The sequence below is a fragment of the Actinacidiphila sp. bgisy145 genome (genome assembly GCF_057708125.1).
Genome location: NZ_JBYIRL010000031.1, coordinates 58,242 through 84,333, shown reverse-complemented (window position 1 = coordinate 84,333; position 26,092 = coordinate 58,242). Strand labels below are relative to the sequence as shown.

Genomic DNA, 26,092 nt, shown 5'->3' with positions numbered 1-26,092 from the left:
CAGGGGCACGGACAGGCCCGGGCCATGCGGTCCGGGCCTGTTCCGTAGACTGAGCCGGTGAGTGAGTACGGGCAGGACGACGAGTTCCCGGACGACGGCTTCGGCGCGGACGACGACCGCGACGACGACGGCGAGGGCGGCGGACCGCGGGAAGCGGACCTGGCCGTCATCGAGGCCGGCAGCCGTACGCTGCGCACCCAGGTCACCCCGCCCGCCCCGGAGGACGACGTGCCGGCCCGGCCCGCCGACCCCGAGCTGGACCGCCGGCTGCGCGAGGTCGAGGACGAGCTGCTGGGCCGCTGGCCCGAGACCAAGCTCGACCCGTCCCTGGACAGGATCGCGGCCCTGATGGACGTCCTCGGCCAGCCGCAGCGCACCTACCCGGCGATCCACATCACCGGCACCAACGGCAAGACCTCCACCGCTCGGATGATCGAGCGGCTGCTGCTCGCCTTCGAACTGCGCACAGGCCGCTACACCAGCCCGCATGTGCAGTCCATGACCGAGCGGATCAGCCTGGACGGCGTGCCGATCTCCGCGGAGCGCTTCGTCGACGTCTACCGCGACATCCAGCCGTACGTCGGGATGGTCGACGCCGCCCAGCCGCACCGGATGTCCTTCTTCGAGGTGATCACCGGCATGGCGTACGCCGCGTTCGCGGACGCGCCGGTCGACGTCGCCGTGGTCGAGGTCGGCATGGGCGGCAGCTGGGACGCCACCAACGTGGTGGACGGCGCCGTGGCCGTGGTCACCCCGATCTCGCTCGACCACACCGAGCGGCTGGGCGGCACCCCCGGTGAGATCGCCGTCGAGAAGGGCGGCATCATCAAGAAGGACGCCACCGCGGTGCTGGCCCAGCAGCCGCCGGACGCCGCCCGCGAACTGCTGCGCCGCTCGGCCGAGCAGGACGCGACCGTCGCCCGCGAGGGCGAGGAGTTCGGCGTGCTCCACCGCGAAGTGGCCGTCGGCGGCCAGTTGCTGACGCTGCGCGGCCTCGGCGGCGAGTACGGGCAGATCTTCCTGCCGCTGCACGGCGAGCACCAGGCGCACAACGCGGCGCTGGCGCTGGCCGCGGTGGAGGCGTTCTTCGGCATCGGCAGCGTGCACCAGCGCACCCTGGACCTGGACACCGTGCGCGGCGCGTTCGCCGCGGTCACCTCGCCCGGCCGGCTGGAGGTGGTCCGGCGCAGCCCCACCGTGGTGCTCGACGCGGCGCACAACCCGGCCGGCGCGCGGGTCACCGCGGCCGCGATCAGCGAGGCGTTCGGCTTCAGCCACCTGGTCGGCGTGGTCGGGCCGAGCGGCGACAAGGACGTCCGCGGCCTGCTGGAGGCGTTCGAGCCGGTCTTCGCGGAGATCGTGGTCACCCGCAACTCCACCACCCGCGCGATGGACGTCGACGCGCTGGCGGCGGTGGCGGTCGAGGTGTTCGGCGAGGACCGGGTGCAGGTCGAACCGCGCCTGGACGACGCGCTGGAGGCAGCGGTCACCCTCGCCGAGGAGGAGGGCGAGTACGCCGGGGCCGGCGTACTGGTCACCGGCTCGGTCATCACGGTCGGCCAGGCCCGGCTGCTGCTGGCCCGCAGGTAGGAACGGCCGAAATCCCATGGGCAACGAGGGAAAAGGGAAGGGGGCCCGGGTATGCGGACCCTGTGTTCGAGCACGCTGATCGGCGAGTTCTTCGTCGTCGGCTTCGCCGGGCTGGTCGCGATGAAGCATCCCGACCTGTCGATGGGCACCGTCTGGGCGGTGTGCGGCATCACGATGGCGGTGTGCGTGCTGCTGTGCGGGGTGGTCACCAAGCCGTGGGCGGTCGTGGTCGGCTGGGCGCTCCAGATCGGCCTGATCGCCAGCGGCTTCGTGGTCGGTACGATGTTCGTGCTCGGCGTGATCTTCGCGGCCCTGTGGTGGGCGTCGATCCACTTCGGGCGCAAGGTCGACGAGATCAAGGCCCGGCACGCGACCCAAGCCGCCTGACAACCGATCGGCACATGCCTTGTAGGCTCGTCGTCACATTCGCTTGTCATACCCGTCAGGAGCCTCCCCGTGTCCCAGCGCACCCTTGTCCTCCTCAAGCCGGACGCCGTTCGCCGCGGCCTGGTCGGCGAGATCCTGGGCCGGATCGAGCGCAAGGCCGGCTGGTCGATCGGCGCACTCGAACTGCGCACCCTGGACCGCGGCATCCTGGAGCAGCACTACGCCGAGCACGTCGGACGTCCGTTCTACGAGCCCCTCGTGGAGTTCATGTCGTCCGGCCCGTCGGTGGCCCTGATCGTCGAGGGCGAGCGGGTCGTCGAGGGCGTCCGCGCGCTGGCCGGCCCCACCGACCCGATCACGGCCGCACCCGGCTCCATCCGGGGGGATTTCGGCACCGTCACCCGGGAGAACCTGGTGCACGCCTCGGATTCCGAGGAGTCCGCCGAGCGCGAGATCAAACTCTTCTTCCCGGACCGTTCCGGCAGGTAAAAGCGCCCGGCCCGGAACCAAACACTCCGACACGGCGTCACCATTACTGAGGTCCGCTGTGTGTTCTGATGACAATGGCGTCGGAACCCCGACGCCGCGCCCAGCCCGGCGCGACTACGATGGAACCTCCGCCCACGCTCGGGAAGGCCAGACGTATCCACATGGCGAACAACATGTCGTTCATCGGCCGTGACATGGCTGTCGACCTCGGGACCGCCAACACGCTGGTGTACGTCAGGGGCCGCGGGATCGTCCTGAACGAGCCGTCGGTCGTCGCGGTCAACACCAACACCGGCGGCATCCTCGCCGTCGGCGCCGAGGCGAAGAAGATGATCGGCCGCACCCCCGGCAACATCGTGGCGGTGCGCCCGCTGAAGGACGGCGTCATCGCCGACTTCGAGATCACCGAGCGCATGCTGCGCTACTTCATCCTCAAGATCCACCGCCGCCGCTACATGGTCCGCCCGCGGGTCGTGGTGTGCGTGCCGTCCGGCATCACCGGAGTGGAGCGCCGCGCGGTGATCGAGGCCGCCACCCAGGCCGGCGCCCGTACCGTGCACATCATCGAGGAGCCGATGGCGGCCGCGATCGGCGCCGGGCTGCCGGTGCACGAGGCCACCGGCAACATGGTGGTGGACATCGGCGGCGGCACCACCGAGGTCGCCGTGATCAGCCTCGGCGGCATCGTCACCGCCCAGTCCATCCGGGTGGCCGGCGACGAGCTGGACAACGCGATCATCCAGCACATCAAGAAGGAGTACAGCCTGCTGCTCGGCGAGCGCACCGCCGAGCAGATCAAGCTGACCATCGGCTCCGCGTTCGCCGCCAGCAAGGACGACGAACACACCGAGATCCGCGGCCGGGACCTGGTCAGCGGCCTGCCCAAGACCGTGGTGATCTCCGCGGGCGAGGTGCGCAAGGCCATCGAGGAGCCGGTGAACGCGATCGTCGACGCGGTGAAGACCACGCTCGACAAGTGCCCGCCGGAGCTGTCCGGCGACATCATGGACCGCGGCATCGTGCTGGCCGGCGGCGGTGCGCTGCTGCGCGGCCTGGACGAGCGGCTCCGCCACGAGACGGGCATGCCCATCCACATCGCCGAGGCGCCGCTGGACTGCGTGGCACTCGGCGCGGGCAAGTGCGTGGAGGAGTTCGAGGCGCTTCAGCAGGTCCTTGACGCCGCTCCCCGCAGATGACGACGCGTCAGCCGGTGCGCGGCCCGTCACGGGCCGGATGCGCACCGGACCTGACGCGGATGACCAACCGCCCCACCCGGCCCGGCCGCCGTCGGCACCGCGGCACCGGATGCGGGCGCACAACGGCACAGTAGCTCCGACCGGCCGCGGCCCCAGCGGCGGCGGGTCCGATGAGGAAGGCACGGACTGGCGCCCGTGAGGGACACAAAGGAGAGCCGGCTGCTGCTGGTACTGCTGGTGGTCGTGGCGCTCGCGCTGATCACCGTCGACATCCGGGGCGGCGAGAACTCGCCGCTGGACCGGCCGCGACGGGTGGCCCAGTCCGCCTTCGGGCCGGTGGAGAACGCGGTGTCCGGTGTCGTCGACCCGGTGGGCAACGCCGTGGACGCGGTACGCGACTCCGGCCGCGACAGCAGCACCATCAAGCGGCTGGAACGCGAGAACACCCAGCTCAAGCAGCAGCTCGGCAGCAAGGACACCACCCGCGCCCGCGCCCAGGAACTGGACAAGCTGCTGCGGGTCGCCGGCGCCGGGCAGTACACCGTCAAGGGCGCCCAGGTCATCGCGATAGGAGCCGCCCAGGGCTTCTCCTGGACGATCACCATCGACTCCGGCAGCAACGACGGCCTCAAGCGGGACATGACGGTGATCAACGGCGACGGGCTCGTCGGCCGGGTCACCACCGTGGGCCGCTCCACCTCGACGGTGCTGCTCGCCAACGACCCGGACTTCACCGTCGGCACCCGGCTCGAGGGCAGCCAGGAGATCGGCTTCGCCACCGGCCAGGGCAACCGGCCGCTGCGCGACCAGCTGCTCAACGGCAAGGCCGACGTGCACAAGGGCGACCGGGTGGTCTCCTTCGGCTCGGAGCAGGACAAGCCGTTCGTGCCCGGCGTACCGGTCGGCAAGGTGGTCAGCGTCGAACCGTCGGGCGGCAACCTCACCAAGACCGTCGAGGTGCAGCCCTACGTCGGCTTCACCAAGCTGGACGTGGTCGGCGTGGTCGTGGTCGGCCCGCGCACCGACCCGCGCGACAGCGTGCTGCCGCCCAAGCCGACCGCCTCGCCCACCGCGAAGACCACACCGAAGAACACCGCGTCGCCGGGGGACTCCGCCTCGCCGGGCAGCACCCCGACCTCGGGCGGCACCCCGACCTCCGGCGGCACCGACAACGCGCTCCCGCCGGGCACCAAGCCCACCTCGACCTCCACCAACGGGGACTGACGCCATGCGCCCGAACCGGATCGTGCTCTCCACCGTCCTGGTGGTGATCGCCCTGGTCGCCCAGGTCAGCGTGCTGGCCCGGCTGCACCTGCCCGGTGCGGTCCCCGACCTGCTGCTGCTCACCGTGCTCGGCCTGGCCCTCACCTACGGCCACGTCGGCGGCTGCCTGATCGGCTTCTTCGCCGGCCTGCTCGCCGACGTCGCGCCACCCGCCGACCACGCGGTCGGCCGCTACGCCCTCGTGCTGTGCGTGATCGGCTACGCGGCCGGCCTCGCCAAGCCCGACAACGGCCAGCTGCGCACCGCCGCCGGCCCGATGATGGTGGTCATCGCCGCCGCCATCGGCACCACGCTGCTGTACGCGGGCGTCGGCAGCCTCGTCGGCGACACCGCCGGCGCCCATGTCGGCCTGGTCAAGCTGGTGTTCACCGCGACCCTCTACGACCTGCTGCTGGCACCGTTCGTGGTGCCGCTGGTGATGGCGCTGGCCCGCCGCTTCGAGCGGGACCCGCTCGCCGAGGACAGCGCGGGCAGCGGCTACGGCGGCGGGTTCGGCGGCGGCCGGAGCAACCGCGGGAGCAGGAGCGGCCGAAGCGGCGGCGTGTTCCGGCCGCGCGGCCGCGGCAGAGCGGGCGTGGGCGCCGGCATCACCCCGCAGCGCGGCCTGTTCGGCCGCGCCCGGTTCAGCGGCGGCAACATGGCAAGGGGAGCACGGCGATGACGGCGAGCGGCGCGTACGAGGCGCCGAGGACAGGCCCTGGGCGGTATCGGACGACGGCGGCCCCGGCCCGGGGCCGGGCACGGACCGCGGGCGGCGCCCGCCCGCGGCAGCTGAGCGGGGAGAGCAGGTAGATGAGCAACATCCCGGAGACCGGTCGGACCAGCCGGGTCACGATCCGCCTGGTCATCCTCCAGGTGCTGGTCGTCTCGCTGCTGCTGACCCTCGGCGGCCGGCTGTGGTACCTCCAGATCCGCAACGGCCAGGAGTACGACCAGGAAGCCGCCAGCAACCACTACCAGCAGGTCGTCACCCCGGCCGTCCGCGGCTCGATCCTCGACGACCGCGGGGTGCCGATCGCCGACAACCAGACCCTGCTGGTCGTCTCGGCCAGCCGCACCGACCTGCTCCAGCAGGCCGACGGCGGCACCGCGGTGCTGACCCGGCTGGCCAAGGTGCTCGGCATGACGCCGAAGGACGTCGAGGACAAGGTGCGGCTGTGCGACGCGCAGACCCCGCGCCCCTGCTGGAACGGTTCGCCCTACCAGCCGATCCCGATCACCGACAAGGCCACCACCCAGCAGGCGCTCCAGATCATGGAGCGCCGCGAGGACTTCCCCGGCATCACCGCGGAGCCCACCGCCGTGCGCACCTACCCCTCGCCGGACAAGGCCAACGCCGCCCAGGTGCTCGGCTACCTCTCCCCGGTCACCGACAAGGAGGTGGCCGCCTCCGAGAAGACCGACAACCCGCTGCTGCGCTCGGACCAGGTGGGCCGCTCCGGCCTGGAGAGCACCTACGACGACCAGCTGCGCGGCAAGGCCGGCGTCACCAAGTACCAGGTCGACAACCTCGGCCGGGTGATCGGCAAGGCGTCCGAGACCCCGGCGACCCCCGGCGACACCGTCGTCACCAGCATCGACGCCAAGGTGCAGGCGGTCACCGAGAAGGAACTCAACGACGCGATGGTGACCGCGCGCAAGACGTACGACCCGGTCACCCACAAGAACTTCAAGGCCGACTCCGGCGCCGCGATCGTCATGGACAACAAGACCGGCCAGATCATCGCGATGGCCAGCGAGCCCACCTACGACCCCAACGAGTGGGTCGGCGGCATCTCCGCCAAGGACTACGCGGCCCTGACGAACACCAAGTCCAACTACCCGCTGCTCAACCGCGCCATCCAGGGCGAGTCGGCACCGGGCTCCACCTTCAAGGTGATCTCCACCTCCGCCGCGGTCAAGGCCGGCTACAGCGAGGACGGCCCCTACCCCTGCACGTCGTCGTTCTCCATCGGCAGCCAGGTCTTCCACAACGACGAGAACGAGAGCTACGGCGACATCTCGCTGGCCCGCGCGCTCGAGGTCTCCTGCGACACCGTCTTCTACGGCCTGTCCTACGACCAGTGGAAGAAGGACGGCGGCACCGACCCGAAGAACCCGAAGGACTACTTCTACACCACCGCCCACCAGTTCGGCCTCGGCGCCAAGACCGACGTCGACCTGCCCGGCGAGGTCACCGGCCGGGTGCCGGACCGGCAGTGGAAGAAGGACTTCTGGGAGGAGAACAAGGCCGACTGGTGCGCCACCGCCAAGAAGCACAAGAACGACAAGAACCCGACGCTCGCGGTCGCCATCGCCATCGAGAACTGCCCGGACGGCTATGTGCTGCGCGCCGGTGACTCGGTCAACTACGCGATCGGCCAGGGCGACACGCTCGTCACCCCGATCCAGATGGCCCGGATCTACGCGGCGCTGGCCAACGGCGGCACCCTGTACCAGCCGACCATCGGCAAGGCCGTGATAAGCGCGGACGGCAAGACCGTCACCCCGATCCAGCCGAAGGTGGCCGGCAAGCTGCCCGACTCCAAGTCCACGCTGAAGTACATCAACCAGGCGCTGGCCGGCGTGGTCACCGAGGGCACCGCCGACTGGAAGTTCGGCAACTGGCCGCAGAGCCAGATCCCGCTGCACGCCAAGACCGGTACCGCGGAGGTCTCCGGCAAGCAGAGCACGTCGTGGTTCGACACGTACACCAAGGACTACACGATCGTCATGACGATCTCCCAGGGCGGTACCGGCTCCGGCGGTTCGGGTACCGCGATCCGCCGGATCTACGAGGCGATGTACGGCATCCAGAAGGACAGCACCAAGATCGACGCGAAGAAGGGCATCATGCCCCAGCCCGTCACCACGCTGCCCAAGATCTCCGCCGACGGCAGCGTGGTCGCCGCCCAGCAGGCCGCGTACTCCACCAGGGTCGCCGTGGCCTTCGCCAACGCCCCGGCCGGTTCGCCGGGCGCCGACCCGGTACCCGCGCTCGCCGCGCTCACCCCGACCCGGACCGAGAAACTGCTGTACGGCAGGAAGTACACGTGATGAGCGCGAACACCTACTCCGTCCGGCGGTTCACGCCGGAGCGCTCCACCATGGGCAAGCTGTTCGCCCGGGACTCCGCGGTGCGCCGGATGGACTGGCTGCTCTTCCTGGTGACGCTGGCGCTGTGCTTCATCGGCTCGCTGCTGGTCTTCTCCGCGACCCGGCACCGCACCAGCCTCACCCACGGCGACGAGTACTACTTCCTGATCCGCCATGTGATGAACGCCGGTATCGGCCTGGCGCTGTGCATCGGCGCGATGGCCATAGGGCACCACCGGATGCGCACCATCGTGCCGTTCTTCTACGCGCTGTCGATCCTCGGCATCCTCGCGGTGCTCAGCCCGCTCGGCTCGACCGTCAACGGCGCGCACTCCTGGATCATCATCGGCGGCGGCTTCTCGCTCCAGCCCTCGGAGTTCGTGAAGATCTCCATCATCATCGGCATGGCGATGGTGCTCTCCGCCCGGGTCGACGCCGGCGACCAGGAGCACCCCGACCACCGCCGGGTGACGCAGTCCCTGGCGCTTGCGGCGCTGCCGATCCTGATCATCCTGATGATGCCCGACCTCGGGTCGGTGATGGTGCTCGGCGCGATCGTGCTCGGGGTGCTGCTCGCCTCCGGCGCCTCCACCCGCTGGGTGTTCGGGCTGATCGCCACCGGGATCGTCGGCTCCATTCTGGTGTGGCAGCTCGGCATCCTCGACAAGTACCAGATCGACCGGTTCGCCGCGTTCGCCAACCCCGCGCTCGACCCGTCCGGCGTCGGCTACAACACCAGCCAGGCCCGGATCGCGATCGGCTCGGGCGGGCTGCTCGGCAAGGGCCTGTTCCACGGCAGCCAGACCACCGGCCAGTTCGTGCCCGAGCAGCAGACCGACTTCGTCTTCTCGGTGGCCGGCGAGGAACTCGGCTTCGTCGGCGGCGCGCTCATCGTGGTGCTGATCGGGGTGATCCTCTGGCGGGCCTGCACCATCGCCCGCAACGCCACCGACCTGTACGGCACCATCGTGGCGGCCGGGGTGGTCGCCTGGTTCGCCTTCCAGTCCTTCGAGAACATCGGCATGACGCTGGGCATCATGCCGGTGACCGGTATCCCCTTGCCCTTCGTCTCCTACGGCGGATCATCGATGTTCGCCAACTTCGTGGCCATAGGGATGCTCCAGTCCGTGAAGATGCAGCGGCCCATGTCGGCGTAGCCGCCGCGGCCCCGGCCAGGGGACCGGTCCGGGGCCCCTGGTCCGGCCCGGGCGGGCCGCCGCCGCGGCTCGGGTACTGTTGAGGGTCATCTTCCCTCCGGGCGGCCCGCCGCCGGGGCGCCATGCAAGTTCAGGACACACGAAAGTCGCCGAGATGCCTGTCGAGTCGGTCTTCCCGCGCCTGGAAGCGCTGCTCCCGCATGTACAGAAGCCGATCCAGTACGTCGGCGGTGAGCTGAACTCCACCGTCAAGGACTGGGACGCCACCGATGTGCGGTGGGCGCTGATGTACCCCGACGCGTACGAGGTCGGCCTGCCCAACCAGGGCGTCATGATCCTCTACGAGGTGCTCAACGAGCGCGAGGGCGTGCTCGCCGAGCGCACGTACAGCGTCTGGCCCGACCTGGAAGCGCTGATGCGCGAGCACCAGGTGCCGCAGTTCACGGTCGACAGCCACCGCCCGGTGCGCGCCTTCGACGTGTTCGGCCTCAGCTTCTCCACCGAGCTGGGCTACACCAACATGCTCACCGCGCTCGACCTGGCCGGCATCCCGCTGGACGCGGCCGACCGCACCGAGGACGACCCGGTCGTGCTGGCCGGCGGGCACGCCGCGTTCAACCCCGAGCCGATCGCCGACTTCATCGACGCGGCCGTGATCGGGGACGGCGAGCAGGCCGTCCTGACCATCACCGACCTGGTCCGCGAGTGGAAGGCCGAGGGCCGCCCCGGCGGTCGCGACGAGCTGCTGCTGCGCCTGGCCCGGACCGGCGGGGTGTACGTCCCGCGCTTCTACGACGTGGAGTACCTGCCCGACGGCCGGATCTCCCGGGTCGTGCCCAACCGCTCCGGCGTGCCGTGGCGGGTGTCGAAGCACACCGTGATGGACCTGGACGAGTGGCCGTACCCGAAGCAGCCGCTGGTGCCGCTCGCGGAGACCGTGCACGAGCGGATGTCGGTGGAGATCTTCCGCGGCTGCACCCGCGGCTGCCGCTTCTGCCAGGCCGGGATGATCACCCGCCCGGTGCGCGAGCGCTCCATCACCGGCATCGGCGAGATGGTCGACCGGGGCCTGAAGGCGACCGGCTTCGAGGAGGTCGGCCTGCTGTCGCTCTCCTCCGCCGACCACACCGAGATCGCCGACGTCGCCAAGGGCCTCGCCGACCGGTACGAAGAGGACAAGATCGGGCTGTCGCTGCCGTCCACCCGGGTCGACGCGTTCAACATCGACCTGGCGAACGAGCTGACCCGCAACGGCCGCCGCTCGGGCCTGACCTTCGCCCCCGAGGGCGGCTCCGAGCGCATCCGCAAGGTGATCAACAAGATGGTGTCGGAGGAGGACCTGATCCGCACCGTCGCCACCGCGTACGGCAACGGCTGGCGGCAGGTGAAGCTGTACTTCATGTGCGGGCTGCCCACCGAGACCGACGAGGACGTCCTCCAGATCGCGGACATGGCGCGCAAGGTGATCGCCAAGGGCCGCGAGGTGACCGGCCAGAACGACATCCGCTGCACCGTGTCGATCGGCGGCTTCGTGCCCAAGCCGCACACCCCCTTCCAGTGGGCGCCGCAGCTCGGCGTCGAGGAGACCGACGCCCGGCTGGAGAAGCTGCGCGACGCGATCCGCGGCGACCGCAAGTACGGCCGCAACATCGGCTTCCGCTACCACGACGGCAAGCCCGGCATCATCGAGGGCCTGCTCTCCCGGGGGGACCGCCGGGTCGGCGACGTGATCCGCGCGGTCTACGCCGACGGCGGCCGCTTCGACGGCTGGCGCGAGCACTTCTCCTACGAGCGCTGGCTGCGCGCCTGCGACGCCGCCCTGCCCGCCCACGACCTGGACCTCGCCTGGTACACCACCCGCGAGCGCACCGCCGAGGAGGTCCTGCCCTGGGACCACCTCGACTCCGGTCTGGACAAGGACTGGCTCTGGGAGGACTGGCAGGACGCCCTCGACGAGACCGAGGTCGACGACTGCCGCTGGACGCCCTGCTTCGACTGCGGGGTGTGCCCCCAGCTCGACCTGGACATCCAGATCGGCCCCACCGGCAAGAAGCTCCTCCCGCTCACCGTCGTCAACGGCCCGGGCGGCAGCTGACCGGGCGCCCGGCGCACACCGGCTCGACCCCCGCTGGGCAGACAGCCCGCCCCACCGAGGGCGCCGCGACCGACGCGGCGCCCTCGGTGGCGTTCGTGCCCTTCATACCGCCCGGCCGCAGGTTGGACGGCGCCAGGGTGAAGCGGGTGGTGTGGTCCTTCGCCGCGGTCTTGCCCCGTCACGCGCGGCGACATCGTTCACCTGCCCGATGCCGGGCTCCGATATCGTGCGCCGATATCGAGGCTCGTCAGTGAGAGGCCAGGACATGAACACGTCGGCTCCACCAGCCGACCCGGGAGAACTGAAGCGGCACCTGGGCGTGTTCGACGCCGTGGTGATCGGGCTCGGCTCGATGGTCGGGGCGGGCATCTTCGCCGCCCTCACCCCCGCGGCGGCCGCCAGCGGCTCCGGCCTGCTGCTCGGCCTGGCCCTCGCGGCCGTGGTCGCCTACTGCAACGCCACCTCCTCCGCCCGGCTCGCCGCCCGGTACCCGCGGTCCGGCGGCACCTACGTCTACGGCCGCGAGCGACTCGGCGACTTCTGGGGTTATCTGGCCGGCTGGGGCTTCGTGGTCGGTAAGACCGCCTCCTGCGCGGCGATGGCCCTCACCGTCGGCTCCTACATCTGGCCCGCCCAGGTCCACGCTGTCGCGGTCGCCGCCGTAATCGCGCTGACCGCGGTGAACTACGTCGGCGTGCAGAAGGCCGCCTGGCTCACGAGGGCGATCGTCGCCGTGGTCCTGGCGGTGCTCGCCGCCGTGGTCACCGCCTGCCTCACCAGTTCCTCGGCCTGCACCGGCCACTGGGCGATCGGCACCGGTGCCGGATGGCACGGCGTGCTCCAGGCCACCGGATTCCTGTTCTTCGCCTTCGCCGGGTACGCGCGTATCGCCACCCTCGGCGAGGAGGTCCGCGCCCCGGCCCGCACCATCCCCCGCGCGATCTCGACCGCGCTCGGCATCACCCTCGTCGTCTACGCCGTCGTCGCACTCGCCGTGCTCGCGGTCCTCGGCCCCGACCAGCTCGCCCGCACCACCGCACCGCTGGCTGACGCGGTCCACGCCGCCGGGGTGCCGGGCCTTGCCCCGGTGGTGCGGGTGGGCGCGGCGATCGCCGCGGTCGGCTCGCTGCTGGCGCTGATCCTCGGCGTCTCGCGCACCACCCTGGCGATGGCCCGCGACCGGCACTTGCCCCACGTCCTGGCCGCCGTCCACCCGCGCTTCCAGGTGCCGCACCGCGCCGAGCTCACGGTCGGCGCGATCGTGGCGGTCCTGTCGGCGTTCGCGGACGTGCGCGGCGCGATCGGCTTCTCCTCCTTCGGCGTCCTGGCGTACTACGCCGTCGCCAACGCCTCCGCCTGGACCCTCACTCCCGCCGAGGGCCGCCCGCCCCGGATCGTGCCCGTGCTCGGCACCGCGGGCTGCGTGGTCCTGGCGTTCGCTCTGCCCGGCGCCTCGGTGCTGTGGGGTGCGGTGGTGCTCGCGCTTGGCGCCGGCGCCTATGGCCTGCGCCGCATCCTCGTCCGCGGCTGAGCGGTGGGGTGGTCGGCGAGCGCGGTGGGTTCGGCGGCATCACGTCCGAGGGGGTTCATCCCGTACACGGTGAGGACGGCCCGGCAGTGCGGAGTGTGGCCCTGATGTGGCGGGCGAGGGCGAGCGCGGTCTCGAACCGGGGGCGGACCCCGGACGCGGATGCCGGTCTTCTCGGAGAGCACCCTGTCGCGCGGGACGCCCGTTCCTGGCAGCAGTCGTCAGAAGGTGTGGATGACGAGTCGACGTGGTGGTCAGTCCGCGCTGAGGCTGCCGGCCTTCTCCCCGCGGTAGGGGATCCAGCGATATCCAGGCTGGAAGGTGACGTAGCGGTCGCCGAGGCCGAGCTCGGCGTGCAGCTCTTCGGAGAGAACCAGACCGTGGATGCTGCCGTCACTGAGCTCATCCGGGGTCCAGTCGGACGTGAGCTCCCCGGGGTCCAGATAGCTTTCCGGGTCCCAGCCGACCATGGCGGAAACGTAGCCGTCGAACTGTGCGAGCAGTGTGTAGAGCTGGTGCCCCACCTCCGACAACTCGGCGGCGGTGAGGCGGAATCTCGGCAGGCTTCCGTCGGCGAGGACACCGTGACCGACTGCCACGGGCAGGATCGCCAGCTCGATGTGGGACTCCTCGGTGCGCAGCATCGGCCGGTGGAGTGGGATGAGATGAGCACCGGCCTCCAGCACAGAGGGGATGCGGCGCAGGGCGGCAGCTTGCGCCGCCTCGGCGTTGTCGCCGAAGTTCACCACGAGCTCGAAGCAGATCGCCACTGCCGGCCTTCCTCCTCATCCCGGCCCGTGGCGTGTGCCACGAATCCGCTCTCGGCCTCAGGCTGCCTGAGACGCGGCCCGCTCGACGAGGACACCATTGTCGGACTCGGCGCCCGTGTCCACCAGCAGGAAGCACATGGGCGGTGGTGATCGCACGTTATCGGCCTTCTGAACTTGATCGAGTGATGTCGGTGCCGTTCGCCTTACATTCGCCTTACAGCTGCCAGCAGCGGCGACAAGACAGAGCGCCCGTAGGGGCGCGCCCACGTCGTGCCGAAGTTTGCCTCCGACGGCCGGGATTCGAGACCGGACCCTCGATGGCAACTTGCCGCTTCAGGCTTCGTCAGCGCGTGTTGGTTCCGCGTCGGAACCCGCGCGGACGTCTCGGCTCCGGATCGTTGAGGCTGCACGGTGCAGTTCGGTGAGCACCGTCCTTACGGCTCGCCGTGCGGCACGTTCAGGGCGGTGGAGCACATCGATATGGCGTCGGGTGTGCACGCCGCTGAGCGGTCTGAGGACCAGTGCGGGATGCGGACGTGTGGTCCAGCGGGGCATCAGGGCCAGGCCGCCTCCGGCGGCTACGGCTTCGGCGACCACCGCGAACTCGTTGATGCGATGGACGATGTCGAGCCGTCGGTTCGCGGCGGTCGCGATGGCGTCGATGGTGGCCATCAGCGGGAAGCCGTCGTTGACGGTGATCCAGGGTTGATCCGCAACGTCGCTCGGGGTGAGGCGTCGTTTGGCGGCCAACGGGTGGTCGGCCGGCAGGGCGATGTCGAGCGGTTCGCGCAGCAGCGTGTCGGCGGTGACCGTAGTCGGCCACGGTGGTCCGTGGTCGAGACGGTGGGCGAGCACGAGGTCGTAGTCCCGGGTCAGCCGCGGGAAACGGTCTTGCGCGACGTCCTCGTCTGCGAGCGAGAGCCGCGGGCGTCCAGGGCCGGCCTGAGCAAGCAGCAGCAGGGGGAAGAATGCGGCGGCCGCGCTGTGGAAAGCCGCTACCGACACGTCCGCGTCCGGCTGGTCGACGAACTCCTCAATGGTGTGCCGTGCCCTGGCCAGCGCGGTCTCCACCTCGATCGCCGCACCGGCCAGGGCTTGCCCGGCATCGGTGAGCACCAACCGCCGTCCGTCACGTTCGGTGAGCGGGACCGGGATCGAGCGTTGCAGCAGCCGTAGCTGTTGGGAGACCGCCGAGGGAGTCATCAACAGCGCCTCGGCGGTCGCGGTGACGCTTCCCAGCTCGCCGAGCTCCCGCAAGATCTGCAACTGCCGTTCATTCATCCTCTCAATGTAGTGATGCTTCAGAATTGTTGAAGAACCTCGTCCTTGGCTTCAGGGTGGAAGCACTCCATTCTCACTGGTATGACCTCTGAGGACAGCGTTCACCGCAGCCCGGACACAGGCCCCGGCCGGGCGGGAATCGTTCGGGCAGGCGTAGTGCAGGCCGCCCCGGTTCCCTTCGATCCGGTGGCCACACCGACCGTGAACGCCCAGCCCGTCAGCATCCCCTCCTCGAACGACATCGCGTCCGCAGCCCGACGGATCAGCGACGTAGTGCGCTGCACCCCCGTGATACAGGTGGCGGCCGGGGAGTTGGGCGTGCCCGTCCCCGTCATGGTGAAGCTGGAATTCCTCCAGCACACCGGCTCCTTCAAAGTCCGCGGCGCGTCCAACGCGCTCGCCCTCCTGCGCGCCGCGGAAGGCGGCGCCCCGACCGCCGGCGTCTGCTGCGCGTCGGGAGGCAACCACGGGGCGGCGGTGGCCTGGGCGGCGCGCGAAGCGGACCTGCCCGCCACCGTGTTCGTGCCGGACTTCTCGCCCAAGGCGAAGACCGACGTCATCGAATCCCTCGGCGCACGCCTGCACCGCGTCGAAGGCTTCTACGCCGACGCACTGGCAGCCAGCCAGGACCATGCCCGACAGGAAGGCGCCTTCCACATCGACGCGTACGACGACCCGCGGACGGTGGCAGGGCAGGGCACGCTCGGCCTGGAGCTCGCCGAGCAGATACCGGAAGGGCAGCCCGTGCTGGTCGGGTGCGGCGGAGGCGGCCTGTACGCAGGGGTCGCCCTGGCGCTGAACGGACGCAACCGCGTGACCGCAGCCGAACCGTCCGCGGCGCCCTCGCTCACAGCGGCGCTGGAAGCAGGGGAACCCGTGGATGTGGAAGTCGGCGGGATCGCCCTGGACAGCCTGGGTGCCCGCCGGGCAGGCCGTATAGCCACCGCCGTCGGCCTCTCGCTCGGCATGGAGACCCTCACCGTCGCGGACGAGGATATCTCCGCCGCCCGCGCCCTCCTCTGGCAGCAGCTACGGATCGTGGCCGAACCCGGCGGAGCCGCCGCTCTCGCCGCGCTGCGCGCCCACCCCGAACGCTTCCCGGACGGGGCGACCGTCGTCGTCTCAGGGGCCAACACAGCACCCTCGTCGCGTATGGGCTGAGGAGGCGGCGGCGCGGTACCGGAGAGATCAGCTCGGCCTGGGGCCTTGCCGGTATCAGGGGTTGAGGGATCGGAATGAAAAGCCGGCGCCAGGCCCGGTTCGGTCCAGTGAGCGGCTGACGCGGCCCTGCTGTCTGCGGCCGGAAGCGGAGGGACACGATCCGGCCAATCGGTGGCATCGTTGTCAGGGCTGTGGACATGTCAAAGCGGTCGTGCTGTCATGCCGGGTGGACGGTTGTTTTTCATCGTTGCAGAAGTCGTGGGACCGGTAAGGGCGGACGGCACGAGGAGGCGTCATGGGTCGGCTGGCGGGGCGGCGCGGGGGAGTGGGGCCGCTGGTGGTGGCGCTGCTGCTGGCGGTGGCGGCACTGTTGCAGGGAGCGGGGGCGACCGGGGCGAGAGCGGCGGCGGCCGCGGACACCACGCAGGTGTGCGCGCTGTACTGCGACACCACCGACCCGTCGAAGGCCGCCCAGGAGACCTTCCCGGTGCCGGACCTGAGCCTCAACGGCCGGGTGGTGCGGCTGCACGTGGACGACACCGACGGCATGGCCTGGGCCAGCATCGACGCCGGCCAGACCGGCGACTCGGTGTGGCTGGACCGCTCGTGGGACGGCGGCAGCACCTGGGACGGCCTGCTCGGCAAGGCGTCGATCCCCTCGACGTGGACCGGCACCCGCACCCTGATGTACAACCTCTACGACCCGACGAACCACCGCCGCGCGGTCCTGCGGGCCTGCGGCGACGCCCAGGGCGTCAGCTGCACCTCCTGGGCGCACCTGAACGTCTGCGCCACGGTCTGCGACGGCTCGGGCAGCGCGTCCGGCGACACCCAGCCGGTCCCGGCCACCACGCTGAACGGCCGGACCATCGCGCTGCACATGGACAGCACCGGCATGGCCTGGGGCACCATCTCCGGCGGCACCGCCGGCGACGAGATCTGGCTGGACCGCTCCTGGGACCAGGGCGCGAGCTGGCCCGACGGCTCCTCCAAGGGCCGCACCAGCACACCCTCCGGCGCCACCGGCACCGCAACCGCCCGCTACAACACCAGCGACCCGCTGGGGAAGCTGTACGGCGGGGCGGTCCGCGCCTGCGGTCGCGCCGTCGAGGGCCAGAACGGCAGCTGCACCGCCTGGGCCCGCCCGGCGGTGTCCCGGACGTCGGCCGCCGCGGACGCGCTGATGTACTCCTACGACCCGAACACCGCCTACTGGCCGTCGAGTTGGTGGAACTCCGCGGTCGCGCTGGCCACCGTGATCGACTACATGCGGCAGACCGGCGACACCCGCTACGAGTGGGTGGTGCGCCGCACCTACGACATCGACAAGGCGTCCTTCCCCGCCGGCGCCCGCAGCTCCGACCCGATCGACGGCGACTTCATCAGCCGCGCCACCGACGACTCCGAGTGGTGGGCACTGGCCTGGATCGACGCGTACGACCTCACCGGCGACCGGACCTACCTCGACGAGGCGGTCACCATCGCCACCTACGTCAACGGGCTGTACGACACCAGCACCTGCGGCGGCGGCGTGTGGTGGGACCGGGAGCGCACGTACAAGAACGCGGTGACCAACGGGCTCTACGTGCGGATCGCCGCCGAGCTGCACAACCGCATCCCGGGGGACACCACGTGGCTGGGCCGGGCCACCACCTCCTGGCAGTGGTTCCAGAGCAGCGGTCTGATCAACTCCTCCGGCCTGGTCAACGACGGCCTCACCATCGGCTGCGCCAACAACGGCCAGACGGTGTGGTCGTACAACCAGGGCCTGGCGATCGGGGCCGCGGTGGAGATGTACCGGGCCACCGGCGACGCCGCGGACCTGGCCGCCGCGCGCAGGCTCGCCGACGCGGCCGTGGCCTCGCCCGCACTGGTGAAGGGCGGGGTGCTCACCGAGTCCTGCGACGCGTCCACGCCCTCCTGCGACGACAACGCCAAGCAGTTCAAGGGCGTGTTCATGCGCTACCTGCAGGACCTGGACTCCGTGACCGGCAACGCCTACCGCTCCTTCGCCACCGCTCAGGCCGACTCGCTGTGGTCCACCGCGCGGGACGGGTTGAACCGGGTCGCCGAGGACTGGTCGGGCGGCGGCACCGCGGACTGGCGCACCGAGGCGTCGGCGCTGAGCGCCTTGCTCGCGGCGTCCTGACCTCCGGGCAGTTCGCCGTCGGGCAGTTCGCCGTCGGTCCGGGAGCTGCCGGTCCGGGCGCCGTCGGTCCGCTGGTCGGTCCGCTCGCCGTCCGGGCGGGCGCCGTCGGTCCGCTCGCCGCCGGACTCCCGGCCGCCGCCGAGCTGCCCGTTGCCGAGCCGTTCGAAGAAGCGCAGGATCTCCACCGGGAAGGGCATCACCAGGGTGCTGTTCTTCTCGGCGGAGACGTCCACCACGGTCTGGAGCAGCCGCAGTTGGAGGGCGCCCGGGGTGTCCGCCATGGTCGCGGCGGCGTCGGTGAGCCGCTGCGACGCCTGGAGTTCACCGTCGGCGGCGATGACCCGGGCCCGGCGCTCACGCTCGGCCTCGGCCTGCTTCGACATCGACCGCATCATCGACTGCGGCAGCGCGATGTCCTTGATCTCCACCCGCTCGATCCGCAGCCCCCACGGCTCCTCGGTCGGCGCGTCCATCACCTTCTTCAGCTCCATGTTGACCTGGGTGCGGTCGGACAGCAGCGTGTCGAGGTCGGCGCGGCCGATCACCGAACGCAGCGAGGTCTGGGCGATCTGCGCGACCGCGGTCGGGTAGTCGTTCACGTTGACCAGCGCCTTGACCGGGTCGACCACGCGGAAGTAGACCACCGCGTCCACGGTCAGCGTCACATTGTCCGCGGTGATCGCGCCCTGCGGCGACACCCCGAACACCTCGGTCTGCACCGACACCTTGCGCATCCGGTCACCGACCGGCCGGATCAGCCGCAGTCCCGGATCGCGGATGTCCGGCAGCAGCCGGCCGAACCGGAAGACCACGCCCCGCTCGTACTGCTGCACGTTGCGCACGCTCAGCGCGAGCAGGACCAGGACCACGACGACGATCGCGACCAGAGCGCCGATCAGGGCGGCCACGGCGGTCACCTCCTCGGGCGGGGCCCGTCGCCGTGCGGGGCCGCGAGCGGCCCGACCGGCACCGCGCCGGGCGAGAGGGACGGCGGGAGGTCCAGGTCCGGCGGGAGTCCGTCGTCACCGGGGCGGTCCTCGGGGGGCTCCCGCCAGGGGAAGTCGGCGGCCGGCCGGGCCTGCGCGCCCTCCTCGGCGCGGGCCGGCGGACCGTCCTCGACATGCGGCGCGGGACCGAAGTCCCGCTGCTCGGCGGCCTGTCTGCGCAGCAGCCAGACACCGGCGACGGCCACGACCGCCATCACCGCGAGGGCTATGGCGATGGTCATCCTGCCTCACCTCGCCGTGCGGCGCCCGTACGGTGTGACGACGGCCGGCCGCACTCGGCCGTTCCGCGGCGGCGCCGACGGGTACGCCCGCGCACCTTTCGCCCCGGTATCTCCACGGTACCCCGCATCACCCCGCTAGGTTTTGGCCATGACCTATCAGAACCCGTGGTCGCCGGGGGCACCGCAGGGGCAAGGGGGCGGCTGCGTCGCCGCCGCCGTCCGCCTACCGGTGAGCGTCTTCGCGTTCGTCGTCGTCCTGCCGCTGAAGCTGCTGTGGGACGCGCTCGCCTGGACCTGCCGCACGCTGTGGCGGTACGTCCTCCACCCGCCGCTGCGCGCGCTCGGCCTGCTGCTGGCCGCGCTGTGGCGGCACGTCCTGGTCCCGGTCGCCCGGGTGCTGATCGTGGTCCCGGCGGTGTGGCTGTGGACCTACGTACTGCGGCCGGTGCTGCGCGCGCTCGGCCTGACCGCGGAGTTCCTGGTGCGCTGGCTGCTGGTGCGGCCGCTGACCGCGCTGTGGGTGTACGCCTTGCAGTGGGTCGTGCGCGGCCTGGCCTGGCTGCTGAAGTACCTGGTCGTGGTGCCGCTGGACTTCCTGTGGCGCCGGGTGCTGGCGCCGCTCCTGCGCGAGGTCGCCGCGGCGGTCGCGGCCGCCTGGCGCGCCGCCGCCTACGTGGCCCGGCAGGTCGGCCGCGGGATCGGCTGGTTCTTCCGGGTGCTGGTCTTCCGGCCGATCGCCTTCGTCTGGCGCTGGACGGCGGCGCCGGTGCTGCGCTTCGTACGGCGGCAGATCCTGCACCCGGTCCGGGTCGCGCTGGCCGACGCCCGCCGGGCCGTCGGCGCGGCGCTGTTCGGCACCCCGCGGCAGGCGCCGCCGCCCCGGCCGTCGCGGGAGGCCCGGCACCAGGCGCGGCTGCCCCCGGCCCGCTCCTACCGAGGCCCCGCCGAACGCGCGGAGCCGCTGCCCCCGGTGCCGTGGCGGTCCGCGCCCGAAGCGGCGCCCCCGGCGCAGCACCCTGGCCCGCACCCGAACCCGCCCCCGTCCGGCGGCGCGTTCGGACCGCCGCCCGACATGACGAAGTAGCTTTTGCCGCAAGGCTGGTGACATCCCGTCAGGCGGCTGCCCGGGAGGGTGCGGGGTCACCACCCCCGCCCCTGAGCCCATGCGGATGCACCCGCAGAAGAACGCCGGGCCCACGGGCAGCGAACCCTCGGAGGGACCCCGGCGCCGACGGTTGTCCACAGGGCGGGAGCGCGGGCGGAGCGTGCGTGCGGGCGCGCGGCGTAACCTTGGAGGTGCAGGGATGCCCGGACGCGGCGTGGCGCCGCACGCGGGCATGGCACACATGACACGAAGGACTGAGCGACACTGGGCAAGCGACAGCCAGAGGGCCCGCCGCCGGCACCGGCGGTGCAGCGCATCCGCCTGCGGTACACCAAGCGCGGCCGCCTCCGGTTCACCAGCCACCGCGACTTCCAGCGCGCCTTCGAGCGGGCCCTGCGCCGCGCCGAGGTGCCGATGGCGTACTCGGCCGGGTTCACCCCGCACCCGAAGGTGTCGTACGCGAACGCCGCCCCCACGGGCGTCGGGAGCGAGGCGGAGTATCTGGAGATCGCGCTCGCCGCGGCGCGCGACCCCGAGCGGCTGCGTGCGCTGCTGGACGAGTCGCTGCCCCCCGGCCTCGACGTGATCGAGGCGGTCGAGGCCCGCACCTCGGGTCTGGCCGAGCGCCTGGAGGCGTCGGTGTGGCAGCTGCGGCTGGACGGCGTCGAGCCCGACGAGGCCCGCCGGGCCGTCGCCGCGTTCCTCGCCGCCGAGGCCGTGGAGGTCCGGCGCGCCACCAAGAACGGCGTGCGCACCTTCGACTGCCGGGCCGCCGTCACGCGCTTCGAGGTCGTCCCCGAGGCGGCCGCCACGGACGGCGCGGCAGGTCCGGACGCGGCGGATCAGGGTGCCACCGCGCCCCCGAGCGGCGCTTGTGCGATACTGCGGCTGGTTGTACGTCACTTGACACCTGCCGTGCGACCCGACGACGTACTGTCCGGTCTCCATGCGGCGGCCGACCTCGCGCCGCCGGTCCCCGCAGCGGTGACCAGGCTGGCGCAGGGGCCGCTCGACGAGGAGTCCGGCACGGTCACCGACCCGCTCGCGCCCGATCGCGACGCCGTGGCGGTGCCTGCCGGTTCCGCCTAGGTACGGCGTCGACGCGTTGCCGACGCGCCAGGGAGCCACCCGGGCCCGGCGACGCTGACCACACGAGACTTTCGCCGGCCCCCCGCAGGGGCGGGCCGGCGAGCGAGACAGCAAGCCCCCGTGCGGCGCCCGCGCCCCGGCGGACGGCCACCGCGACCCAAGCGGCCGCCGTCCCCGGAACACCCGGCGCGGCGCCCGGGGGCACGACGGGAGCACTGCCCGAATGCCCGACAACGAAGAGACCACTCCGGGTTCGACCCCGGACACCACCAGCACCGCCGACGAGAGCGCGGCTCCCCGCCGCCGCCGTCGCGCCGCCTCCCGCCCCGCGGGCCCGCCCGGGTCCGACACCGCCGCGGAGACCGCGGAGACGTCCGGCGCCGCGGGCACCGAGGAGGCGGCCCCGGCCGCACCCCGCCGCCGCGCCACCCGTAAGACCGCGGCTGCCGCGCCGGCCGAGGAGACCCCGGCCGAGGCTCCGGCCCCGGCCGCCGAGGGCGAGGAGGCGGCCCCGGCCCGCCCGCGTCGCCGCGCCACCCGTAAGACCGCGGCCGCCGCACCGGTCGAGGAGACCCCGGCCGAGACGCCGGCTGCTGCTCCCGCCGCGGAGGAGGCTGCTCCGGCTGCGGAGGAGGCTGCGCCTGCTCGTCCGCGTCGTCGTGCGACGCGTAAGGCGACGGCGCCCGCGGGTTCGCCCGCGCCGGTCGCGGAGGAAGCTCCGGCTGAGGCCCCGGCTGTCGAGTCGGCTCCGGCTGCTGCCGCTGCCGTGGAAGAGGCTGCTCCGGCTGCGGAGGAGGCTGCGCCTGCTCGTCCGCGTCGTCGTGCGACGCGTAAGGCCACGGCGCCCGCGGGTTCGCCCGCGCCCGCCGCCGAGGAAGCCCCGGCCGAGACCCCCGTGGCCGAGCCCGCCCCGGCCGCCGCCCCCGCCGCGCCCGCGGCCGAGGAGAGCGCGGCCCCCGCGCGGACCCGCCGCCGGGCCACCCGTGCGAGCGCGGCCCCCGCCGCTGCCGCCGAGCCCGCCCCGGAACCGGCCCCCGCACCGGCCAAGGCAGCCCAGGCACCGGCCCAGGCCGCCCCCGCTCCCGCCTCCGACGAGCAGCAGGGCGGCAACCGTGCCCGCCGCCGCGGCGGCCGCAAGGGCGCCGCCGTCCCGACCTTCTCCGCCGGTGACGGCCTGCGGCGGCTCAAGCCCGGCGCCCTCGCCCCGCGCGAGGACGCCGGCGACCGCCGCGCGTACACCGCCCGGGCGCTGCGCGACGGCGACGGCTGGTGCGTCGAGGTCGACGACGCCTACGAGATCCGCGGCTACGGCGAGAGCGTCGCCGACGCGACCTCCGAGGCCGTCGACGCGGTCGCCGCCGCCTTCGGGCTCGCCGCCGACACGGTGGACCTCACGGTGCGCACCGAGGCCGACGAGACCACCGAGGAGGCCCCCGCGCGCGGCCGCCGCCGGGGCGGCCGCCCGGCCGTCGCGGTCTTCCAGCCGCCGGTCTTCCAGGCCCCCGACGCCGCCGCCGCACCGGCGCCCGCCCCGGCCGCCGCCGAGGAGGAGACCGCCGAGGCCGACACCGAGGCCGAGGCGGACGAGGACCGTTCCCCGCGCCGTCGCCGCCGCCGTCGCGGCACCGCCCCCGAGCAGGCGCCCGCCGCGGCCGGCGAGCAGGAGGCCGCCCCCGAGCAGGCCGCTGCCGTCGCCGAGCCGGAAGAGGCCGAGGAGCACGAGGGCGCCGACAGCGAGCAGGACGGCGAGGACCGCCCGTCCCGCCGCCGCCGCCGCGGCGGTCGCCGCCGTCGCCGCGGTGAGTCCGGCGAGCAGGACCACGAGGACAACGGCGAGGACGAGTCCGAGGAGCCCGCCGAGGGCCACGAGGAGGACGACGCCGCCGCGCAGCACGAGGACGACCAGGACCACGACGACGACGCCCAGGGCGGCTCCTCCTCCAGCAGCCGGCGCCGGCGCCGCCGTCGCCGCCGCGGTTCGGACGGCGGTGACGACCACGCGGCCGGCGCCGGGTCCGACGACCCGGAGCGCACCGTCGTCAAGGTCCGCGAGCCGCGCTCGCGCTACGAGGGCGGCACCGGCTCCGACGAGGTGCAGTCCATCAAGGGCTCCACCCGTCTGGAGGCGAAGAAGCAGCGCCGCCGCGAGGGCCGCGAGCAGGGCCGCCGCCGGGTGCCGATCATCACCGAGGCCGAGTTCCTGGCCCGCCGCGAGGCGGTCGAGCGCGTCATGGTGGTCCGGCAGAACGGCGACCGCACCCAGATCGGCGTGCTGGAGGACAACGTCCTCGTCGAGCACTACGTGAACAAGGAGCAGTCCACCTCCTACGTCGGCAACGTCTACCTCGGCAAGGTGCAGAACGTGCTGCCGTCGATGGAGGCCGCGTTCGTCGACATCGGCAAGGGCCGGAACGCCGTGCTGTACGCGGGCGAGGTCAACTTCGAGGCGCTGGGCATGTCCGGCGGCCCGCGCCGGATCGAGACCGCGCTCAAGTCCGGCCAGCCGGTGCTGGTGCAGGTCACCAAGGACCCGATCGGCCACAAGGGCGCCCGGCTGACCAGCCAGGTGTCGCTGCCCGGCCGCTACCTGGTCTACGTGCCCGAGGGCTCGATGACCGGCATCAGCCGCAAGCTGCCCGACACCGAGCGGGCCCGGCTGAAGTCCATCCTGAAGAAGGTCGTCCCCGAGGACGCGGGCGTCATCGTGCGCACCGCCGCCGAGGGCGCCAGCGAGGACGAGCTGCGCCGCGACGTGGAGCGGCTCCAGTCGCAGTGGGAGGACATCAAGCGCAAGTCCAAGAGCGGCAACGCGCCGACGCTGCTCTACGGCGAGCCGGACATGACGGTGCGCGTGGTCCGCGACATCTTCAACGAGGACTTCTCCAAGGTCATCGTCAGCGGTGACGAGGCCTGGTCGACCGTGCGCGAGTACGTCTCGCACGTGGCGCCCGACCTGGTCGACCGGCTGTCGCGCTGGACGTCGGAGGTCGACGTCTTCGCCAACTTCCGGATCGACGAGCAGCTGCTCAAGGCGCTGGACCGCAAGGTGTGGCTGCCGTCCGGCGGTTCGCTGGTGATCGACAAGACCGAGGCGATGGTCGTGGTCGACGTCAACACCGGCAAGTTCACCGGGCAGGGCGGCAACCTCGAGGAGACCGTCACCCGCAACAACCTGGAGGCGGCCGAGGAGATCGTCCGCCAGCTGCGGCTGCGCGACCTCGGCGGCATCGTGGTGGTCGACTTCATCGACATGGTGCTGGAGTCCAACCGCGACCTGGTGATGCGCCGGCTGCTGGAGTGCCTGGGCCGGGACCGGACCAAGCACCAGGTGGCCGAGGTCACCTCGCTCGGCCTGGTGCAGATGACCCGCAAGCGGGTCGGGCAGGGCCTGCTGGAGTCCTTCTCCGAGACCTGCGTGCACTGCAACGGGCGCGGCGTCATCGTGCACATGGACCAGGCGACCACCACCGGTGGCGGCGGCAAGCGCAAGCGGCGCCGCGGCGGCGGTGCGGGCGAGCACGACCACGAGCACGAGGTGGCCGCCGCGGTCGAGCCCGCGCAGGGCGAGGAGCCGGAGCTGCCCGAGCTGGAGCCGATCGAGGTCGGCGAGTCCGACCTCGTGCCCTCGGTCGGGGACCCGGAGGAGGAGTGGTTCGGCAGCGCCGCCGAGGCGGAGGCCGCCGCGAACAGCTCCCGCGGCCGCGGCCGCCGCCGGGCCACCCGCAAGGCGACCGCCCCGGCCGGTGCCCCGGCCGCCGCGGACCGCGAGCCGGAGCCGGCCGTCGTGGTCGTCCCGGTGAGCGAGCCCGAGGTCGAGCCGGTCGCGGAGCCGGAGCCGGTCGTCTCGACCGAGCCGCCGGCCCGTACCCGGCGCCGTGCGACGCGGAAGGCGACCGCCCCGGCGGGCGCGCCCGCCGCGGCCGAGGAGGCCGCGGTGGTCGTGGTCAGCGCCGAGCCGGAGCCCGTGGCCGAGCCGGTCGCGGAGCCGGAGCCGGTCGTCTCCACGGAGCCCCCGGCCCGTACCCGGCGCCGTGCCACGCGGAAGGCGACCGCCCCCGCCGGCGCGCCCGCCGCCGAGGAAGCGGCCGTCGTGGTCGTGCCGGCACCGGAAGCCGCGGCGCCCGCGGCCGAGACCGAGGCCGGAGCCGAAGAAGCTGCGGCCGAGGCCGAGACCGAGCCCAAGAAGCGGACCCGCAAGGCCCCCGCGAAGAAGGCGGCGGCCAAGAAGACGGCGAAGAAGGCCGCCACGAAGAAGACCGCGGCGGCCAAGAAGACCACCACGAAGAAGGCCGCGACGAAGAAGGCGGCGGCCGCTCCCAGCGAGTAGCCGGGACTGCCGCCTGTCGGGTTCCCCCGCCCCTGGTGAGTTGCGCGAGGACGCGACCGCCAGGGGCGGGGGAACCCGACAGGACGGGGCAGCCCGGGCGGATTTGACCCGGGGGAAGGCACTCCGTAGCCTTGACCCTCGGCGTTTCTGCGCCATCCACTGAGCACTTTCCTCCCGGTCT

18 protein-coding genes and 1 pseudogene are annotated in these 26,092 nt (G+C 72.4%); 15 read left to right on the top strand and 4 right to left on the bottom strand.

The features are described 5' to 3' along the window. Window positions 1-57: 57 nt before the first annotated feature. The 10 genes from folC (at window position 58) to AC3ERT_RS25995 (ending at window position 12,804) form a co-directional block, all read left to right on the top strand. Window positions 58-1,590 carry a bifunctional tetrahydrofolate synthase/dihydrofolate synthase gene (folC, locus tag AC3ERT_RS26040; protein ID WP_335982156.1) on the top strand — a complete coding sequence of 511 codons (1,533 nt, stop codon included), beginning with the start codon at window positions 58-60 and terminating at the stop codon, window positions 1,588-1,590. 51 nt (window positions 1,591-1,641) lie between these two features. Beyond that, window positions 1,642-1,977, top strand: coding sequence for a DUF4233 domain-containing protein (locus AC3ERT_RS26035; protein ID WP_335982154.1), 336 nt, complete (start codon window positions 1,642-1,644; stop codon window positions 1,975-1,977). Window positions 1,978-2,046: 69 nt separating this feature from the next. Beyond that, window positions 2,047-2,466 (top strand): nucleoside-diphosphate kinase, encoded by a 420-nt coding sequence (gene ndk / locus AC3ERT_RS26030; protein ID WP_435130383.1) that lies wholly within the window; start codon window positions 2,047-2,049, stop codon window positions 2,464-2,466. 173 nt (window positions 2,467-2,639) lie between these two features. After that, complete coding sequence (locus tag AC3ERT_RS26025; RefSeq protein WP_335982179.1) at window positions 2,640-3,662, top strand: rod shape-determining protein; 1,023 nt, start codon at window positions 2,640-2,642, stop codon at window positions 3,660-3,662. Window positions 3,663-3,857: 195 nt separating this feature from the next. Then, on the top strand, window positions 3,858-4,886 hold the full coding sequence (gene mreC, locus AC3ERT_RS26020) for a rod shape-determining protein MreC (protein WP_435130385.1): 1,029 nt from the start codon (window positions 3,858-3,860) through the stop codon (window positions 4,884-4,886). Window positions 4,887-4,890: 4 nt separating this feature from the next. Continuing rightward, window positions 4,891-5,607 (top strand): rod shape-determining protein MreD, encoded by a 717-nt coding sequence (mreD, locus tag AC3ERT_RS26015; protein ID WP_435130387.1) that lies wholly within the window; start codon window positions 4,891-4,893, stop codon window positions 5,605-5,607. Between the two features lie 131 nt (window positions 5,608-5,738). Continuing rightward, window positions 5,739-7,982: a penicillin-binding protein 2 gene (mrdA, locus tag AC3ERT_RS26010; RefSeq protein ID WP_435130389.1), complete on the top strand. Its 2,244-nt coding sequence runs from the start codon at window positions 5,739-5,741 to the stop codon at window positions 7,980-7,982. Next, complete coding sequence (rodA, locus tag AC3ERT_RS26005) at window positions 7,982-9,178, top strand: rod shape-determining protein RodA (RefSeq protein WP_335982147.1); 1,197 nt, start codon at window positions 7,982-7,984, stop codon at window positions 9,176-9,178. The genes mrdA and rodA overlap by 1 nt, the downstream gene beginning before the upstream one ends. 154 nt (window positions 9,179-9,332) lie before the next feature. Continuing rightward, on the top strand, window positions 9,333-11,273 hold the full coding sequence (locus AC3ERT_RS26000; protein ID WP_435177099.1) for a TIGR03960 family B12-binding radical SAM protein: 1,941 nt from the start codon (window positions 9,333-9,335) through the stop codon (window positions 11,271-11,273). A 265-nt stretch (window positions 11,274-11,538) separates the two neighbouring features. After that, window positions 11,539-12,804, top strand: coding sequence for an APC family permease (locus AC3ERT_RS25995; protein ID WP_435177097.1), 1,266 nt, complete (start codon window positions 11,539-11,541; stop codon window positions 12,802-12,804). A 251-nt stretch (window positions 12,805-13,055) separates the two neighbouring features. Here the strand turns inward: AC3ERT_RS25995 and AC3ERT_RS25990 are convergent, their stop codons facing one another. Both AC3ERT_RS25990 and AC3ERT_RS25985 read right to left on the bottom strand, forming a co-directional pair. Beyond that, window positions 13,056-13,571 carry a hypothetical protein gene (locus AC3ERT_RS25990; RefSeq protein WP_435177095.1) on the bottom strand — a complete coding sequence of 172 codons (516 nt, stop codon included), beginning with the start codon at window positions 13,569-13,571 and terminating at the stop codon, window positions 13,056-13,058. Between the two features lie 333 nt (window positions 13,572-13,904). Further along, a complete protein-coding gene (locus AC3ERT_RS25985; RefSeq protein WP_435177093.1) occupies window positions 13,905-14,852 on the bottom strand; it encodes a LysR family transcriptional regulator in 948 nt (315 codons plus the stop codon). Between the two features lie 81 nt (window positions 14,853-14,933). Here AC3ERT_RS25985 and AC3ERT_RS25980 point away from each other — a divergent pair, with 81 nt between their 5' ends. Together AC3ERT_RS25980 and AC3ERT_RS25975 are read left to right on the top strand one after the other, a co-directional pair. Continuing rightward, a complete protein-coding gene (locus AC3ERT_RS25980; protein ID WP_435177091.1) occupies window positions 14,934-16,013 on the top strand; it encodes a serine/threonine dehydratase in 1,080 nt (359 codons plus the stop codon). A gap of 295 nt (window positions 16,014-16,308) precedes the next feature. Next, window positions 16,309-18,081: pseudogene (locus tag AC3ERT_RS25975) on the top strand (glycoside hydrolase family 76 protein); the annotation flags it as partial. On the opposite strand, the gene AC3ERT_RS25970 reads toward AC3ERT_RS25975, so the two are convergent. Beyond that, window positions 18,033-19,070 carry an SPFH domain-containing protein gene (locus AC3ERT_RS25970; RefSeq protein ID WP_435177089.1) on the bottom strand — a complete coding sequence of 346 codons (1,038 nt, stop codon included), beginning with the start codon at window positions 19,068-19,070 and terminating at the stop codon, window positions 18,033-18,035. The pseudogene AC3ERT_RS25975 and the gene AC3ERT_RS25970 overlap by 49 nt on opposite strands. Window positions 19,071-19,075: 5 nt before the next feature. After that, window positions 19,076-19,390, bottom strand: a complete 315-nt coding sequence (locus AC3ERT_RS25965; protein ID WP_435130398.1) for a hypothetical protein — start codon at window positions 19,388-19,390, stop codon at window positions 19,076-19,078. A gap of 148 nt (window positions 19,391-19,538) precedes the next feature. On the opposite strand from AC3ERT_RS25965, the gene AC3ERT_RS25960 reads away from it, so the two are divergent. The 3 genes from AC3ERT_RS25960 to AC3ERT_RS25950 all read left to right on the top strand — a co-directional run bounded on the left by AC3ERT_RS25960 (window position 19,539) and on the right by AC3ERT_RS25950 (window position 25,911). Beyond that, window positions 19,539-20,474 (top strand): hypothetical protein, encoded by a 936-nt coding sequence (locus AC3ERT_RS25960; protein WP_335982138.1) that lies wholly within the window; start codon window positions 19,539-19,541, stop codon window positions 20,472-20,474. 327 nt (window positions 20,475-20,801) lie between these two features. Next, on the top strand, window positions 20,802-21,584 hold the full coding sequence (locus tag AC3ERT_RS25955; protein ID WP_435130401.1) for a TIGR03936 family radical SAM-associated protein: 783 nt from the start codon (window positions 20,802-20,804) through the stop codon (window positions 21,582-21,584). A 223-nt stretch (window positions 21,585-21,807) separates the two neighbouring features. Then, entirely contained in the window at window positions 21,808-25,911 is a 4,104-nt protein-coding gene (locus AC3ERT_RS25950) for an Rne/Rng family ribonuclease (RefSeq protein WP_435177086.1), read from the top strand. Window positions 25,912-26,092: the final 181 nt, after the last annotated feature.

What these genes read in the sequence shown, in the direction of transcription:
- AC3ERT_RS26035 (WP_335982154.1), top strand. Translation starts at nt 1,642, where the DNA reads ATGCGGACCCTGTGTTCGAGCACGCTGATCGGCGAGTTCTTCGTCGTC.
- AC3ERT_RS26025 (WP_335982179.1), top strand. Translation starts at nt 2,640, where the DNA reads ATGTCGTTCATCGGCCGTGACATGGCTGTCGACCTCGGGACCGCCAAC.
- mreD (WP_435130387.1), top strand. Translation starts at nt 4,891, where the DNA reads ATGCGCCCGAACCGGATCGTGCTCTCCACCGTCCTGGTGGTGATCGCC.
- mrdA (WP_435130389.1), top strand. Translation starts at nt 5,739, where the DNA reads ATGAGCAACATCCCGGAGACCGGTCGGACCAGCCGGGTCACGATCCGC.
- rodA (WP_335982147.1), top strand. Translation starts at nt 7,982, where the DNA reads ATGAGCGCGAACACCTACTCCGTCCGGCGGTTCACGCCGGAGCGCTCC.
- AC3ERT_RS26000 (WP_435177099.1), top strand. Translation starts at nt 9,333, where the DNA reads ATGCCTGTCGAGTCGGTCTTCCCGCGCCTGGAAGCGCTGCTCCCGCAT.
- AC3ERT_RS25995 (WP_435177097.1), top strand. Translation starts at nt 11,539, where the DNA reads ATGAACACGTCGGCTCCACCAGCCGACCCGGGAGAACTGAAGCGGCAC.
- AC3ERT_RS25985 (WP_435177093.1), bottom strand. Translation starts at nt 14,852, where the DNA reads ATGAATGAACGGCAGTTGCAGATCTTGCGGGAGCTCGGCGAGCTGGGA.
- AC3ERT_RS25980 (WP_435177091.1), top strand. Translation starts at nt 14,934, where the DNA reads ATGACCTCTGAGGACAGCGTTCACCGCAGCCCGGACACAGGCCCCGGC.
- AC3ERT_RS25965 (WP_435130398.1), bottom strand. Translation starts at nt 19,390, where the DNA reads ATGACCATCGCCATAGCCCTCGCGGTGATGGCGGTCGTGGCCGTCGCC.
- AC3ERT_RS25960 (WP_335982138.1), top strand. Translation starts at nt 19,539, where the DNA reads ATGACCTATCAGAACCCGTGGTCGCCGGGGGCACCGCAGGGGCAAGGG.
- AC3ERT_RS25950 (WP_435177086.1), top strand. Translation starts at nt 21,808, where the DNA reads ATGCCCGACAACGAAGAGACCACTCCGGGTTCGACCCCGGACACCACC.